Below are 14,196 nucleotides of genomic sequence, written 5' to 3' on the forward strand. Positions count from 1 at the left end.
GTGTGGGTGGGTATTAATTTATGTTTTTTATCCTGTGTGTCTCATTAGTCATCTTCGGTTCGCTGTCGACCAGTTGCGGGGGGCTGTGTGGCGTCCGTTCCTTGTTCGGTAGCCCCCCCCCCGCCGTCGTTCCAGCCCGCGTGGATCTTCTGCGCTAGAGCGCGCATCCCTGGCTGTCGACCTGCTGGTTGGCCGTGCGGCCCCTCTCGATGTCCTCGCGGATCTCGTCGGCCGTCAGCGCGTAGCCGGTGTCCGGGTCGTCGAGCGAGCGGGCGAAGATCACGCCGTACACCCTGCCGTCGGTGGTGAGCAGCGGGCCGCCGGAGTTGCCCTGGCGGACCGTCGCGAAGAGCGAGTAGACGTCGCGCCGGACCTCGCCGCGCCGGTAGATGTCGGGCCCGTTGGCGTCGATACGGCCCCGGACCCGGGCCGAGCGCACGTCGTACGCGCCGTTCTCCGGGAAACCGGCGACGATCGCGCTGTCGCCGCTGCGGGCGTCCCTGTCGGTGAACCGGAGCACGGGGGCGCGCAGGTCGGGCACGTCCAGGACGGCGATGTCGCGCTCCCAGTCGTAGAGGACGACCTTCGCGTCGTACAGCCGGCCCTCGCCGCCTATCTGGACGGTGGGTTCGTCCACGCCGCCCACGACGTGCGCGTTGGTCATGACGCGGCGATCGGCGAAGACGAAGCCGGTGCCTTCGAGGACCTTTCCGCAGCTCTGCGCCGTACCGACCACCTTGACGATGGAGCGCTGCGCGCGGGCCGCGACGGGGCTGCCGACGAGCGCGGGGTCCGGCGGGTCGACGGCGGTGATCGGCTCGTTGGCGAACGGGCTGAAGACCTGCGGGAACCCCTTCTCCGCGAGGACGGAGGAGAAGCCGGTGAACCAGGTCGCGGTCTGGTCCGGCATCACCCGCGAGACGCCGAGCAGCACCTTCGAGTTACGGACCTCCTTGCCGAGCGTCGGCAGCGAGGTCCCGGCCAGGGCGGAGCCGATCAGCCAGGCGACCAGCAGCATGGCGACCACGTTGACCAGCGCGCCGCCCGTGGCGTCCACGGCGCGCGCCGGTGACCAGGTGATGTAGCGGCGGAGCTTGTTGCCGAGGTGGGTGGTGAAGGCCTGTCCCACGGAGGCGCACACGATCACGACGATGACGGCGACGACCGTGGCCGTGGTCGTGACCTCGGACTCCTCGGTGATCTGGTCCCAGAGCACCGGGAGCAGATAGACGGCGACGAGACCGCCGCCGAGGAAACCGATCACCGAGAGGATGCCGACGACGAAGCCTTGGCGATAGCCGACGATCGCGAACCACACGGCCGCGAGCAGCAGCAGGATGTCCAGCACATTCACTGTCAATAGCCTCGCTAGCCTCGCGGATTCGTCTCCCGTCGCCCCGCGGGACGGGGGGACGGACCTGCGGCGGAATCGCTGTGCCGAGCCCCTGGAAAGGGGCCGGTACAGCGATTGGGCAAGCGTGTCATGAGCGCCCGTCGAGCGGGACCTCCTTGGAGCGGTCCCAGGGACGCTCCCAGCCCGAGAAGTGCAGAATGCGGTCGATCACCCCGGCGGTGAAGCCCCACACGAGCGCGGAGGCGACCGTGAAAGCGGGGCTGTGGACGCCGCTCGGGTGCGTGGCGATGACGCGGTTGGCCGGGTCCGTGAGATCCGCCACGGGGACGGTGAAGACCCGGGCCGTCTCCGCGAGATCGACGGCGCCGACCGGGCTGGGAGTGCGCCACCAGCCGAGCACCGGGGTCACCACGAACTCGCTCACCGGGATGTAGAGCTTGGGCAGCACGCCGAAGAGCTGGACGCCGGACGGGTCGAGTCCGGTCTCCTCCTCGGCCTCCCGCAGCGCGGCACGCAGCGGTCCGGTCGTCGCGGGGTCGCCGTCCTCGGGGTCCAGTGCGCCCCCGGGGAAGGAGGCCTGCCCCGCGTGCGAACGGAGGGTGCTGGCCCGCTCCATCAGCAGCAGCTCGGGGCCGCGCTCGCCCTCGCCGAAGAGGACGAGCACGGCGGACTGCCGCCCGAGACCGTTCTTGGGCGGCAGGAACCGGCTCAGTTCTTCGGGCGCGACGGTCCGCATGGCGTGCACCACCGGGTCCAGCCACGCGGGCAGGCCTTCGGTGGTGACGGGGATGTCGGTCACGGCTTTGTCGTGGATTCGTGCGGCCTTTTCGTAGTCGTGTGCGTCACGACGTGAGTCGTGTGCGGTGCCCGCGTCGCTCGCGGTGCCTGGGTCGCGCGCGGTGCGTGCTGTGCCCGCGTCGCTCGCCGTGCGTGCGGCCGGCGTTGTGCGCGCGGTCTGTGCCGCTGTACGTACGGTCTCCGCCGTACCCGCGGTCTGTTCGGTCCTTGCCTCATGCGTGTCTGCCCGTGTCATCGGCACCCCCGACGTACAACGCCCGCCGTCGCCCGGATCGTTCCAGCCCGCATACCCCGCAGCCCTTCCTCTCCCGCCCACCGGCGCCCCCGGCCCCGCCGGTCTCTCCGGTGATACGGCTCCGGCCCGCCGAGCGCTCACCGCGCGGGCGGTCATTCGGCCCCGGCGGGAGTGCCGAGCGGCGGCGCGGGCTTGCCCGGATAGTCCGGCGGCGGTGAGAGCCGCTGTCCCGGATAGCCGCCCAGCTCGTACTTGAGCAGCTTCTTCGCCTTCTCCGGGTCGGTCTCGCCCTCTCCGTAGGAGGGGCAGAGGTGCGCGATCGGGCAGGCGCCGCAGGCGGGCTTACGGGAGTGGCAGACCCGGCGGCCGTGGAAGATGATCCGGTGCGAGAGCATCGTCCACTCGCTCTTGGGGAAGATCTCGGCGATCGCCGACTCGACCTTCACCGGGTCCTCCTCGTCGGTCCACTTCCAGCGGCGCACGAGCCGGCCGAAGTGGGTGTCGACAGTCAGGCCGGGGACGTCGAATGCGTTGCCCAACACCACGTTGGCCGTCTTCCGGCCGACGCCGGGCAGCGTCACGAGGTCCTTCAGCGTGCCGGGCACCTCGCCGTCGAAACGGTCGCGCAGTGCCGTGGAAAGCCCTATGAGCGACCTCGCCTTGGCACGGAAGAACCCGGTGGGCCGGATGACCTGCTCCAGCTCCTCGGGCACGGCGGCGGCCACGTCCTCCGGGGTCGGGTACTTCGCGAAGAGCGCGGGCGTCGTCTGATTGACACGCAGGTCCGTCGTCTGGGCCGACAGGACCGTGGCGACGAGCAGCTCGAAGGGGTTGCGGAAGTCCAGCTCCGGGTGGGCGTACGGATACACGTCGGCCAGCTCGCGGTTTATCCGGCGGGCACGGCGGACCATCGCCAGGCGGGACTCCGGCTTGGCGCTCTTCGGCCGCTTGGCACCCGCGGCCGGAGCCGTGGTCGCGGCCTCGCCGTTCGCGGGTCCGTTACTCGCGGATTCCGTACTGGCGGACTTTCCGGTCGTACGATTTGCAGCTTTTGTGCTTTTCTTAGACTTCGCAGCGGCCTGTTCGCCCACAGCGGAATTCTGCTTCGGTGACACTCTTCCAGCTCCCTTGGCCTGCCCTCTCACCGGCGAGTTGGACACCCGGCCAGCCTAGAGCCCTGCACTGACATCCGCTTCGGCCCCGGCCGATCACCACCCGAATCGGGCCCCGGGGCACGGTCCGGGGCCGCTGTACGTCAAACTTGTGATTGATCGCACGTTTTCGACAACGAACAACCGGTACGGAGACAGAGTCGCCTCCGGCCCGAGCCGGCCGTGAACACACAGCACGTCCGGCATCATGGGATCGATGGTCCCCTGAGCAGGTCGACAAGGAGAGATTTCGTGGACGACGTTCTACGACGCGCCCCGCTCTTCGCGGCGCTCGACGACGAGCAGGCCGCGGAGCTCCGCGCCTCGATGAGTGAGACGACGCTCGCCCGTGGCGACGCGCTGTTCCACGAAGGCGACCCCGGTGACCGCCTGTATGTGGTCACCGAGGGCAAGGTCAAACTGCACCGCACGTCCCCCGACGGCCGGGAGAACATGCTGGCCGTCCTCGGCCCCGGCGAACTGATCGGCGAGCTGTCGCTCTTCGACCCGGGCCCGCGCACCGCCACCGCGAGCGCCCTCACCGAGGTCAAGCTCCTCGGCCTGGGCCACGGCGACCTCCAGCCCTGGCTGAACGCCCGCCCCGAGGTCGCCACCGCGCTGCTGCGCGCCGTCGCCCGGCGTCTGCGCAAGACGAACGACCAGATGTCCGACCTGGTCTTCTCCGACGTGCCGGGCCGTGTCGCCCGTGCGCTCCTCGATCTGTCGCGCCGCTTCGGCGTGCAGTCGGAGGAAGGCATTCACGTCGTCCACGACCTGACGCAGGAGGAGCTGGCCCAGCTGGTCGGCGCGTCCCGTGAGACGGTCAACAAGGCGCTCGCCGACTTCGCCCAGCGCGGCTGGCTGCGGCTGGAGGCCCGCGCCGTGATCCTGCTGGACGTCGAACGCCTCGCGAAGCGCTCGCGCTGACCTGGACGCACCCGAAGCCGCACGCGCAGAAGGCCGTACGCGCAGAAAGCCGCCCGCACCATCCACGAGGCCGCCCCGCTCACCGAGCCGGGCGGCCTCGCCGATGCGCCCCTCCCGCGACCGACCGACCGACGGACCCGACCGGCCGCTCGACGGCCAGCCGACCGCCGGACCGCCGGACCCGCGACCCGCGACTCGCGCCTCGCGCCTCGCGCCCAGGGTCCGTCCTACGCCCCCGAGATCAGCCCGTGCTCACGCAGGTACTCCAGCTGCGCCCGCACCGACAGCTCCGCCGCCGGCCACAGGGACCGGTCCACGCCGCTGCCTCCGTACACATGAGCCACGATCTCGGCCGCCGAGCGGTAGCCGTCCTCGACCGCCGTCTCGACCTGTGCGAGACGGCTCGCCCGGTGCGCGAGGTAGTACTCGATCGCTCCCTGCGCGTCCTCCAGTACGGGTCCGTGGCCCGGCAGCACCGTACGCACACCGTCGTCGACCGTGAGCGAGCGCAGCCGCCGCAGCGAGTCGACGTAGTCGCCCAGCCTGCCGTCCGGGTGGGCCACCATCGTCGTACCGCGCCCGAGGACCGTGTCACCCGTCAGCACCGCGCGGTCGGCGGGCAGATGGAAGCTGAGCGAGTCGGACGTGTGCCCGGGCGTGGCCACGACCCGCAGTTCGAGACCGCCCTCGGTGACGACGTCACCGGCCGCCAGCCCCTCGTCCCCGAGGCGCAGGGCCGGGTCCAAGGCCCGTACAGGCGTACGTGTCAGCTCGGCGAAGCGTGCCGCGCCCTCCGCGTGGTCGGCGTGGCCATGGGTCAGGAGGGTCAGCGCGACGCGCTTGCCGGCCTCCTCGGCGGTGGCCATGACCGCCCGCAGATGCGTCTCGTCGAGCGGTCCGGGGTCGATCACGACAGCGAGCGCCGAGTCCGGTTCGGAGACGATCCAGGTGTTCGTGCCGTCGAGGGTCATCGCCGAGGCGTTGGGCGCGAGCACGTTGACCGCGCGGGCCGTCGCGGCGCCCGAGAGGACGCCTCCGCGCGGCTGCCCCGGCAGGGCCGACGCGTCCGTCATCGGTCCCCACCCGCCAGCGGCACGCGCTTGGTGAACTCGTCCTGGCCCGGCCAGCTCAGCACGACCTCGTCACCCTCCACCCTCGGCCTGGCCAGCACGGGCGCGAGGTCCCTCCCCACGGCGGCCGCGAGGGCCTCGGCCGCGGAGCCGTACATCTGTAGTTCGCGCAGGGTCGCCACGGTCGGGGGCATCATCAGCAGCTCGCCCCTGTCGTAGCCGAGTGCCGCGTCGGCGGGCCGGATCCACACCGTGTGGTCGGCCTCCGTGGAAGCGTTGCGCGTACGCTGCCCGGCCGGCAGCGCCGCCACGAAGAACCAGGTGTCGTACCGCTTGGGCTCGAACTCCGGGGTGATCCACCGGGTCCACGCCGCCAGCAGATCGCCGCGCAGGGTCAGCCCGCGCCGGTCCAGGAACTCCGCGAAGGACAGTTCACGGTCGACCAGGGCGGCCCGGTCGGCCTCCCAGTCGTCCCCCGTGGTGTCGCCGACGACGGTCCCGGCCGTCTCGCCCGCCAGCAGGACGCCGGCCTCCTCGTACGTCTCGCGCACCGCCGCGCAGACGATGGCCTGCGCGGACGCGGCGTCCACGCCGAGCCGCCGGGCCCAGACGTCGCGCCCCGGCCCGGCCCAGCGGACAGGCCGGTCGTCGTCCCGGGGGTCGACGCCGCCGCCCGGATAGGCGTACGCACCGCCGGCGAAAGCCATGGAGGTGCTTCGGCGCAGCATATGTACGGAGGGCCCGGAGGATCCGTCGACGGAGTCGCGCAGCAGCATCACGGTCGCGGCCCGCCGTGCGGGGGCGACGCTCAGCTCGCCCTGGGCGAGCGCGCGGATGCGGCCGGACCACTCGGGCGGGAACCACTGACCATTGGGCATGCCGGGATGCTACGGGCTTACCCGTTGATGTTCGAGAGCCACTTCCCGGGGGTCAGGGCCCCCGGGGCGGCGCGACGGCACCCCGGTACGGCCCGGGGCCCGGCGCGCCGCACGCGCGGACGGTTCGTCCGCTCAGTCCGCGGCCACTTCCACCTGGATCTCGATCTCGACCGGGGCGTCCAGCGGCAGGACGGCGACTCCCACCGCACTGCGCGCATGCACGCCTTTCTCCCCGAAGACCTGTCCGAAGAGCTCGCTCGCGCCGTTGAGGACGGCCGGCTGGCCCGTGAAGTCCGAGGCGGAGGCGACGTACCCCACGACCTTCACGACGCGCACGACCCGGTCCAGGTCGCCGGTGACGGACTTCACAGCGGCCAGGGCGTTCAGCGCGCAGACCCGGGCGAGGTCCTTGGCCTCCTCCGGCGTCACCTCGGCGCCGACCTTGCCGGTCAGCGGAAGCTCGCCGTCCACCATCGGGAGCTGTCCCGCCGTGTAGACGTACACGCCGGAGCGCACGGCCGGCTGATACGCCGCCAGAGGCGGTACGACCTGCGGAACCGTCAGCCCCAGGTCAGCGAGGGCCGCCTCGACCACGCCGCTCACGCGGACTTCTCTCGCTTCAGATAGGCCACCAGCTGCTCGGGGTTGTTCGGCCCCGGAATGACCTGGACCAGCTCCCAGCCGTCCTCGCCCCAGGTGTCCAGAATCTGCTTCGTCGCGTGCACGAGAAGAGGCACCGTCGCGTATTCCCACTTCGTCATGGGCCGACTGTATCCGCACCGCGCCACGAGCCCGTACGGAGCCCGGAGAGGATCTCGTACGGAGCCTCCGGACGACCTCGTGCGTAGCCTGCGGCCCGACTGGTTAGGCTCGAATGTGTGAGCAGGCTCCAGGTCGTCAGCGGCAAGGGCGGGACCGGTAAGACCACGGTCGCCGCGGCCCTCGCGCTCGCCCTCGCGACGGAGGGCAAGCGCACCCTCCTTGTGGAGGTCGAGGGCAGACAGGGCATCGCACAGCTCTTCGAGACGGAGGCCCTTCCTTATGAGGAGCGGAAGATCGCCGTCGCCTCGGGCGGCGGCGAGGTGTACGCGCTGGCCATAGACGCCGAGCGCGCGCTTCTGGACTACCTCCAGATGTTCTACAAGCTCGGCAGCGCGGGCCGCGCCCTGAAGAAGATCGGCGCCATCGACTTCGCCACCACCATCGCGCCGGGCGTCCGGGACGTCCTGCTGACGGGCAAGGCGTGCGAGGCCGTACGCCGCCGCGACAAGCGGGGCCGGTTCATCTACGACTACGTGGTGATGGACGCGCCGCCCACCGGCCGCATCACCCGCTTCCTGAACGTGAACGACGAGGTGGCGGGGCTGGCGAAGATAGGGCCGATATACAACCAGGCGCAGGCCGTCATGCGGGTGCTCAAGTCACCGGGGACCGCCGTGCATCTGGTGACCCTTCTTGAGGAGATGCCGGTCCAGGAGACCGCCGACGGCATCGGCGAGCTGCGCGGCGCCGAACTGCCCGTCGGCAAGATCATCGTGAACATGGTGCGCCCGCACGTCCTCGACGAGGAGGCGGTCAACGGAGTGGCGGGCGACCGTCGTAAGGAGGTCACCAAGGCGCTCGCCGCGGCCGGGGTGAGCGCGCCCACGAAGCTCGTGGGACCGCTTCTGGAGCAGGCCGCCGAGCACGCGCAGCGTGTGGAGCTGGAGCGCGAGCAGCGCGCCCTCCTGGTGAAGCTCGGGCTGCCGACGTACGAACTCCCCCTGATCGGCGAGGGCATGGACCTCGCCGGTCTGTACCGCCTGGCGGGGGAGCTACGGAATCTTGGGGAGGCCCGATGACTCTGGACCCGGCAGCGGCGCCTCTACAGGTCGATCCGCTGCTCGACGACCCCGAGACCCGCATCATCGTGTGCTGCGGCTCCGGCGGCGTCGGCAAGACGACGACGGCGGCGGCTCTCGGCGTACGGGCGGCGGAGCGCGGCCGCAAGGTGGTCGTACTGACCATCGACCCGGCCCGCAGGCTCGCCCAGTCCATGGGCATCGACTCGCTCGACAACACACCGCGGCGGGTCAAGGGCATCGAGGGCGCCGGCGAACTGCACGCGATGATGCTCGACATGAAGCGCACCTTCGACGAGATCGTCGAGGCGCACGCGGACCGGGAGCGGGCGCGCGCCATCCTGGAGAACCCCTTCTACCAGTCCCTGTCGGCCGGTTTCGCGGGCACGCAGGAGTACATGGCGATGGAGAAGCTGGGGCAGTTGCGGTCGCGCGACGAGTGGGACCTGATCGTCGTCGACACCCCGCCCTCGCGCTCCGCGCTGGACTTCCTGGACGCGCCGAAGCGGCTGGGCTCGTTCCTGGACGGCAAGTTCATCCGGCTGCTGATGGCTCCGGCGAAGATGGGCGGCCGGGCCGGGATGAAGTTCCTGAATGTCGGGATGTCGATGATGACCGGCACCCTCGGGAAGCTGCTGGGCGGCCAATTCCTGCGTGACGTGCAGACGTTCGTGGCGGCCATGGACACGATGTTCGGCGGTTTCCGTACGCGCGCGGACGCGACGTACCGGCTGCTCCAGGCGCCCGGCACGGCCTTCCTGGTGGTCGCGGCGCCCGAGCGGGACGCGCTGCGCGAGGCGGCGTACTTCGTGGAGCGGCTGGCCGCCGAGGAGATGCCGCTCGCGGGTCTGGTCCTCAACCGCGTGCACGGCAGCGGCGCCGCCCGGCTGTCGGCCGAGCGGGCGCGGGCCGCCGCGGAAAATCTTGAAGAGGGCCGCATTGTGGATCAGGCCCACGGGAAGAATGGTGTTCGTGAGGCCGCCGCCCCCGCGGGCTCCTCTCCCGAAGCCCCCCAGGCACCCCACACGTCCGAGCCACAGGACACACAGACCCCGCAGACCCCACGAACCCCGCAGAAGGAATCGGCCGGTACGAAGGCGTCCCCCGCCAGGGAGTCCCGGCCATCCGCAGAAGCCGCCCAACTCCCGCACCAGGTACCGGAATCAGGGACGTCCGAAGCGCCGTCGGTGAATCAGCTGACGGCCGGTCTGCTGCGCCTGCACGCCGAGCGCATGCAGGTGCTCAAGCGTGAGCAGCGCACGCGCGACCGCTTCACCGCGCTCCACCCGGAGGTGCCGGTGGCCGAGGTGGCGGCGCTGCCCGGCGACGTGCACGACCTCGCCGGGCTCCGGACCATCGGTGAGCGCCTCGCGGGCGGAAGCGCGGCGACCGGCGCCGCGTAGACGCCGGGCCGCACGGGCGGGGCCGCACTGACGGGCCGGGCCGCGTGGACCGGCTGGAGCCGCGCGATGTCGCGCGGTCGCGGTCCCGGCGGCGTCGCGATCCCGGCGCGGTCGCGCTCCCGGCTGAGTCGCGGTCGCGCGGACCGGCGGGTGCCGTGGCGAGGGGTGCCGTACCGACGGGTGTGGGGCTCCCGTCAGGACGTACGCACCGCGTGCCTGCCCAACTGATGCCCACACGCTCGTGTCTACGCGTGTGTGCCCAGCTCTACGGGCGTGTGTGCCCAGCTGCCCGCGTGCCACGGGCGTGCCGCCGCGTACTGCTGCGTACCGCTGCCCGCGTACTACCCGCGTGATCTTCCTGCTCGCCTGCCGTACGGCGGCCTACCCCACCGCCGCCCACGAGTCGTCGATGACGTCGACGTAATGGCGCGAGCCGTACGTCTCGTCGTCGTCCTCAAGGCCGGCGGGCAGAATGCCCGCGCTGCGCTCGTACTCGGTGCGTGCGGTTTCGAGCAGCCGTCGCCATGAGGTGACAGTGGGGCGCCTGCGCAGCAATGCGCGTCGCTCCCGCTCGGTCATTCCGCCCCACACGCCGAATTCGACGCGGTTGTCCAGCGCGTCGGCCAGGCACTCCGTCCGCACCGGGCATCCGGTGCACACCGCCTTGGCCCTGTTCTGCGCTGCGCCCTGTACGAACAATTCATCCGGATCGGTAGTGCGGCATGCTGCTTGCGCACTCCAGTCGGTTACCCAGCCCATCCCGGCGCCGTCCTCTCCCGAATCGAGGCTCCCCCACGGCGGAAGCGGCATATTCACCGCTGCCAGTTGAGGACGTTACGGAAGGTGGGCACAGCACAACACCCCCTTCGGGCCCAATCTTGAATGGCCCGAACGGACTATGCGTACGCGGCAGATCACCCAGGGGAGTGACCCGGGGACATGTGCGACGAACCCGACAAGTCGGGTCAACTCTCCTGAGTCGCAACGGACGTCAGATGACGTACCGGGCGGAATCGGACGGGACTTCCGACGCTTTACGGTTAGCCAGATGTTCACGTCGGAGACTTGATACGAAACCGCACTGCTGTGACAGTTGAGTGCAGCTTAGGCCAGAGCCTTTGTGCGTGTCCGGCGAATGAGAACGTAGGCTGCTGTCATGCCAAAGAAGCGCTCGGGCGGCGGTCTGACCGGGACCCAGCAGGCCGCCAAGTTCCTCGGTGTCAGTGTGCTCGCGGGAGCCGTCCTCGCCGGAATCGCCTTGCCCGCCTTCGGAGTTCTGGGCCTGGCCGCGAAGGGAACGGTCGAGGGATTCGACGAGATCCCGGCCAACCTCAAGACGCCGCCGCTCAGTCAGCGCACCACGATCCTCGACAAGGACGGCGGCCCCATCGCCACCGTCTACTCACGCGACCGGACCGTGGTCCCGCTCACCGACATCTCGCCCTACATGCAGAAGGCGATCGTCGCGATCGAGGACTCACGCTTCTACGAGCACGGGGCGGTGGACCTCAAGGGCGTTCTGCGCGCGGCCAATCGCAACGCGCAGTCGGGCGGCGTCTCCCAGGGCGCGTCGACGCTCACCCAGCAGTACGTGAAGAACGTCTTCGTCGAGGAGGCCGGCGACGACCCCGACAAGGTCGCCCAGGCCACCCAGCAGACCATCGGCCGTAAGATCCGCGAGCTCAAGTTCGCGATCCAGGTCGAGGAGGAGCTGGGCAAGAAGAAGATCCTTGAGAACTATCTGAACATCACCTTCTTCGGTCAGCAGGCGTACGGCATCGAGGCCGCCTCGCACCGCTACTTCTCCAAGTCCGCCAAGGACCTGAAGCTGGAGGAGGCGGCGCTGCTCGCGGGCCTCGTCCAGTCGCCGAGCCGGTACGACCCCGTGAACGACGAGGACGAGGCGACCAAGCGCCGTAACACCGTGATCCAGCGCATGGCCGACGTGAAGGACATCTCGCAGGCCGAGGCCGACCGCGCCAAGGGCACCGAGATCCAGCTGAAGGTGAGCCGTCCCAAGAACGGCTGCATCACGGCGGTCAAGGGCGCGGGCTTCTTCTGCGACTACGTACGGAAGGTGTTCCTCACCGACCCCGCCTTCGGCAAGACGCAGGAGGACCGGGCCAAGGTCTGGAACCAGGGCGGTCTGACCATCAGGACGACGCTCGACCCGCAGGCGCAGGAGTCGGCCCAGGAGTCGATCAAGAACCACGTCTACAAGACGGACCAGGTCGCCACCGCCCTGTCGATCGTCGAGCCCGGCACGGGCAAGGTCCTGGCGATGGGCCAGTCGCGGCCGTACGGCGGCGGCAAGAACGAGACGTACATGAACCTGTCCGTCGACGAGGACATGGGCGGCGGCGCCGGCTACCAGCCGGGATCGACGTTCAAGCCCATCGTCGCGGCGGCGGCCCTGGAGCAGGGCATCCAGCCGACGCAGTCGTACCCCTCGCCCTACCAGATGGACTATCCGAGCCCGGTGCAGACCTGCAAGGGCCCCTGGACGGACCAGGGGGTCCCGGTCGAGAACGAGAACGAGACCGAGGTCGGCCCGTACGGCATGCAGGAGGCGACCGCCAAGTCGGTCAACACCTACTACGTCCAGCTGATCAGCCAGATCGGCGTCTGCCCGGTGACCGAGCTGGCCAGGAAGATGGGCGTCGAGCGGGCCAACGGAAAGCCGATCGACCAGGTCCCGTCGATCACGCTGGGCACGCAGGAGATGTCGCCGCTGACGATGGCGTCCGGGTACGCGACGTTCGCCAACCGCGGCACGTACTGCACCCCGATCGCCATCGAGTCCATCACGGGCCCGAACGGCAAGGAGATGGACGTTCCGAAGTCGACCTGCTCGCGGGCGATGTCGGAGAAGACGGCCGACACCATAAACACACTGCTTGAGGGCGTCGTCGAGGACGGTACGGGCCAGGAGGCCGGCCTCGGCGGCAGGCCGAGCGCGGGCAAGACGGGTACGACCGACTTCCGGCTCGCCGCTTGGTTCGTGGGCTACACGCCGAACATGGCGGGCGCGGTGTGGGTCGGTGACCCGCAGCACAAGAAGAAGATGGTGGACATCACCATCGGCGGCCAGTACCACGACAAGGTCTTCGGCGGCGCCGTACCCGGCCCGATCTGGCGCGACGCGATGAGTGGTGCGCTGGACGGCAAGGAGCCGCTCCCGTTCAACACCATCCACATCCCGAACCCGGAGAAGGAGAAGGACGACCGCGACCGTGACCGCGACCGCCCGGGCGACAACGCTGGCGGGGACAACGCCGGGAACGACAACAACGGCGCTGACAACGGCGGCCCGAACGGCAACGGCAACGGCAACAACGGCGACGAGGACCCGGGCGACGGCGACAACCCGGGCAACGGGAACAACGACGGCGACAACGGCGAGGACCCGTTCCCGGGCTTCCCGGGTACGTTCGGATAGGACGTGAAGGAGAAGGGCTCCCGCCGATTCTCGATCGGCGGGAGCCCTTTTCGTATGTCGGGGGTGCAGGTGCCCTCGGGGGGCGTGGTGGGGCGCGTCGTCGGCGCCCCGGGCGGGGTGGTAGGCCACGTACGCTGCCTCGGGCGGAGTCGTGGGCCGCGTGGTTGGCGCCCGGGCGGCTGCCGAGCCGGAGGCATTTTCGCGTGGCTGGCGGCGTACGGGCCTGGGCGGCGTCGTTGGCCCGGTCGGCTGCCGGGCAGGAGGCCTTTTCGCGTGGCCGGCGGCGTACGGGCCTAGGCGGCGCCGTAAGCACGTCGTTGGCGTCCGGTCGACTGCCGAGCCGGAACCCTATTCGTATGGCCAGCGGCTTACGTGCCTGGGCCGCGCCGTGGGCTCCCCGTGCTGCCGGGCGGGAAGCCTTTTCGTATGCCCGGGGGCGTACGTGCCCTCAGCGGCGCCGTACGCCACGTCGTTGGCGCCCGGTTGGGGTCGTACGCCGGCCCGTCCGCGTCCTCGGCGTCGTCCTCAGCCTCGGGCTCGTATGCCACCGCGTCGGGCCGGACTGGCCTGTCCGCGTCCACCTCGTACGCCGCCGGGTTTCGTAGGTCGCCGGCTCGGGGTCAGCCGGAGGCCAGGCTCTGCTTGACGGCGGTGGCCACCCGGCCACCCTCGGCGCGCCCCGCGACCTTCGGCCCGACGATCTTCATGACGGCGCCCATCGCGCGCGGCCCCTCCGCGCCGGCGGCCTTCGCCTCGTCCACGGCCTGCGCGACGATCGCCCCCAGCTCGTCGTCGGTCAGCTGCTGCGGCAGATACGCGTCGAGCAGCAGGCCCTCCGCCTTCTCCCGCTCGGCCTGCTCGGCCCGCCCGCCCTGCGCGAACGCCTCGGCGGCCTCGCGGCGCTTCTTGGCCTCCTTGGCGATCACCTTCTGCACCTCGTCGTCGGAGAGCTCGCGCGCCTCCTTCCCGGAGACCTCTTCCTTGGAGATCGCGGCGAGGGTCAGCCGGAGGGTGGCGGAGCGCAGCTCGTCGCGTGCCTTGATCGCGGCGATGAGGTCGTCGTGCAGCGTGGACTTGAGCGTGGTCATACGGACAGTGTG

13 protein-coding genes are annotated in these 14,196 nt (G+C 70.4%); 4 read left to right on the plus strand and 9 right to left on the minus strand.

Annotation, left to right across the window (positions count from 1 at the left end):
• Positions 1-154: 154 nt before the first annotated feature.
• From ACFWU9_RS12160 to nth, 3 genes are all read right to left on the minus strand, one after another.
• Positions 155-1,354 carry a MarP family serine protease gene (locus ACFWU9_RS12160; protein ID WP_384316963.1) on the minus strand — a complete coding sequence of 400 codons (1,200 nt, stop codon included), beginning with the start codon at positions 1,352-1,354 and terminating at the stop codon, positions 155-157.
• 127 nt (positions 1,355-1,481) lie between these two features.
• Entirely contained in the window at positions 1,482-2,153 is a 672-nt protein-coding gene (locus tag ACFWU9_RS12165) for an NUDIX hydrolase (RefSeq protein ID WP_384316966.1), read from the minus strand.
• Between the two features lie 386 nt (positions 2,154-2,539).
• Positions 2,540-3,502 (minus strand): endonuclease III, encoded by a 963-nt coding sequence (gene nth / locus ACFWU9_RS12170; protein WP_384316969.1) that lies wholly within the window; start codon positions 3,500-3,502, stop codon positions 2,540-2,542.
• Between the two features lie 288 nt (positions 3,503-3,790).
• Between nth and ACFWU9_RS12175 the strand changes: the two genes are divergently transcribed.
• Positions 3,791-4,465: a Crp/Fnr family transcriptional regulator gene (locus ACFWU9_RS12175; protein ID WP_023539685.1), complete on the plus strand. Its 675-nt coding sequence runs from the start codon at positions 3,791-3,793 to the stop codon at positions 4,463-4,465.
• A 227-nt stretch (positions 4,466-4,692) separates the two neighbouring features.
• Here ACFWU9_RS12175 and ACFWU9_RS12180 read toward each other — a convergent pair whose 3' ends face one another.
• From ACFWU9_RS12180 to ACFWU9_RS12195, 4 genes are all read right to left on the minus strand, one after another.
• Entirely contained in the window at positions 4,693-5,538 is an 846-nt protein-coding gene (locus ACFWU9_RS12180) for an MBL fold metallo-hydrolase (RefSeq protein ID WP_384316972.1), read from the minus strand.
• The gene (locus ACFWU9_RS12185) at positions 5,535-6,413 is read right to left on the minus strand and encodes an NUDIX hydrolase (RefSeq protein ID WP_384316975.1); all 879 of its coding nucleotides are present in this window, start codon (positions 6,411-6,413) and stop codon (positions 5,535-5,537) included. The genes ACFWU9_RS12180 and ACFWU9_RS12185 overlap by 4 nt, the downstream gene beginning before the upstream one ends.
• A gap of 132 nt (positions 6,414-6,545) precedes the next feature.
• The gene (locus tag ACFWU9_RS12190) at positions 6,546-7,016 is read right to left on the minus strand and encodes a RidA family protein (protein WP_384316977.1); all 471 of its coding nucleotides are present in this window, start codon (positions 7,014-7,016) and stop codon (positions 6,546-6,548) included.
• Entirely contained in the window at positions 7,013-7,174 is a 162-nt protein-coding gene (locus ACFWU9_RS12195) for a DUF4177 domain-containing protein (RefSeq protein ID WP_023539689.1), read from the minus strand. Before ACFWU9_RS12195 ends, ACFWU9_RS12190 begins: the two co-directional genes overlap by 4 nt.
• A gap of 117 nt (positions 7,175-7,291) precedes the next feature.
• On the opposite strand from ACFWU9_RS12195, the gene ACFWU9_RS12200 reads away from it, so the two are divergent.
• Both ACFWU9_RS12200 and ACFWU9_RS12205 read left to right on the plus strand, forming a co-directional pair.
• Positions 7,292-8,254, plus strand: a complete 963-nt coding sequence (locus ACFWU9_RS12200) for an ArsA family ATPase (RefSeq protein ID WP_384316980.1) — start codon at positions 7,292-7,294, stop codon at positions 8,252-8,254.
• The gene (locus ACFWU9_RS12205) at positions 8,251-9,657 is read left to right on the plus strand and encodes an ArsA-related P-loop ATPase (protein ID WP_384316983.1); all 1,407 of its coding nucleotides are present in this window, start codon (positions 8,251-8,253) and stop codon (positions 9,655-9,657) included. The genes ACFWU9_RS12200 and ACFWU9_RS12205 overlap by 4 nt, the downstream gene beginning before the upstream one ends.
• Positions 9,658-10,038: 381 nt before the next feature.
• On the opposite strand, the gene ACFWU9_RS12210 is transcribed toward ACFWU9_RS12205, so the two are convergent.
• The gene (locus tag ACFWU9_RS12210) at positions 10,039-10,416 is read right to left on the minus strand and encodes a WhiB family transcriptional regulator (RefSeq protein WP_031230246.1); all 378 of its coding nucleotides are present in this window, start codon (positions 10,414-10,416) and stop codon (positions 10,039-10,041) included.
• A 397-nt stretch (positions 10,417-10,813) separates the two neighbouring features.
• On the opposite strand from ACFWU9_RS12210, the gene ACFWU9_RS12215 reads away from it, so the two are divergent.
• Positions 10,814-13,096, plus strand: coding sequence for a transglycosylase domain-containing protein (locus ACFWU9_RS12215; RefSeq protein WP_384316985.1), 2,283 nt, complete (start codon positions 10,814-10,816; stop codon positions 13,094-13,096).
• Positions 13,097-13,716: 620 nt separating this feature from the next.
• Here the strand turns inward: ACFWU9_RS12215 and ACFWU9_RS12220 are convergent.
• Complete coding sequence (locus ACFWU9_RS12220) at positions 13,717-14,184, minus strand: GatB/YqeY domain-containing protein (RefSeq protein ID WP_384316988.1); 468 nt, start codon at positions 14,182-14,184, stop codon at positions 13,717-13,719.
• Between the last annotated feature and the right edge of the window lie 12 nt (positions 14,185-14,196).

Origin of the sequence: Streptomyces sp. NPDC058653 (assembly GCF_042716895.1) — a bacterium.
In the GTDB taxonomy this organism is placed as follows: domain Bacteria; phylum Actinomycetota; class Actinomycetes; order Streptomycetales; family Streptomycetaceae; genus Streptomyces.

What these genes read in the sequence shown, in the direction of transcription:
- ACFWU9_RS12180 (WP_384316972.1), bottom strand. Translation starts at nt 5,538, where the DNA reads ATGACGGACGCGTCGGCCCTGCCGGGGCAGCCGCGCGGAGGCGTCCTC.
- ACFWU9_RS12185 (WP_384316975.1), bottom strand. Translation starts at nt 6,413, where the DNA reads ATGCCCAATGGTCAGTGGTTCCCGCCCGAGTGGTCCGGCCGCATCCGC.
- ACFWU9_RS12195 (WP_023539689.1), bottom strand. Translation starts at nt 7,174, where the DNA reads ATGACGAAGTGGGAATACGCGACGGTGCCTCTTCTCGTGCACGCGACG.
- ACFWU9_RS12205 (WP_384316983.1), top strand. Translation starts at nt 8,251, where the DNA reads ATGACTCTGGACCCGGCAGCGGCGCCTCTACAGGTCGATCCGCTGCTC.
- ACFWU9_RS12210 (WP_031230246.1), bottom strand. Translation starts at nt 10,416, where the DNA reads ATGGGCTGGGTAACCGACTGGAGTGCGCAAGCAGCATGCCGCACTACC.
- ACFWU9_RS12215 (WP_384316985.1), top strand. Translation starts at nt 10,814, where the DNA reads ATGCCAAAGAAGCGCTCGGGCGGCGGTCTGACCGGGACCCAGCAGGCC.
- ACFWU9_RS12220 (WP_384316988.1), bottom strand. Translation starts at nt 14,184, where the DNA reads ATGACCACGCTCAAGTCCACGCTGCACGACGACCTCATCGCCGCGATC.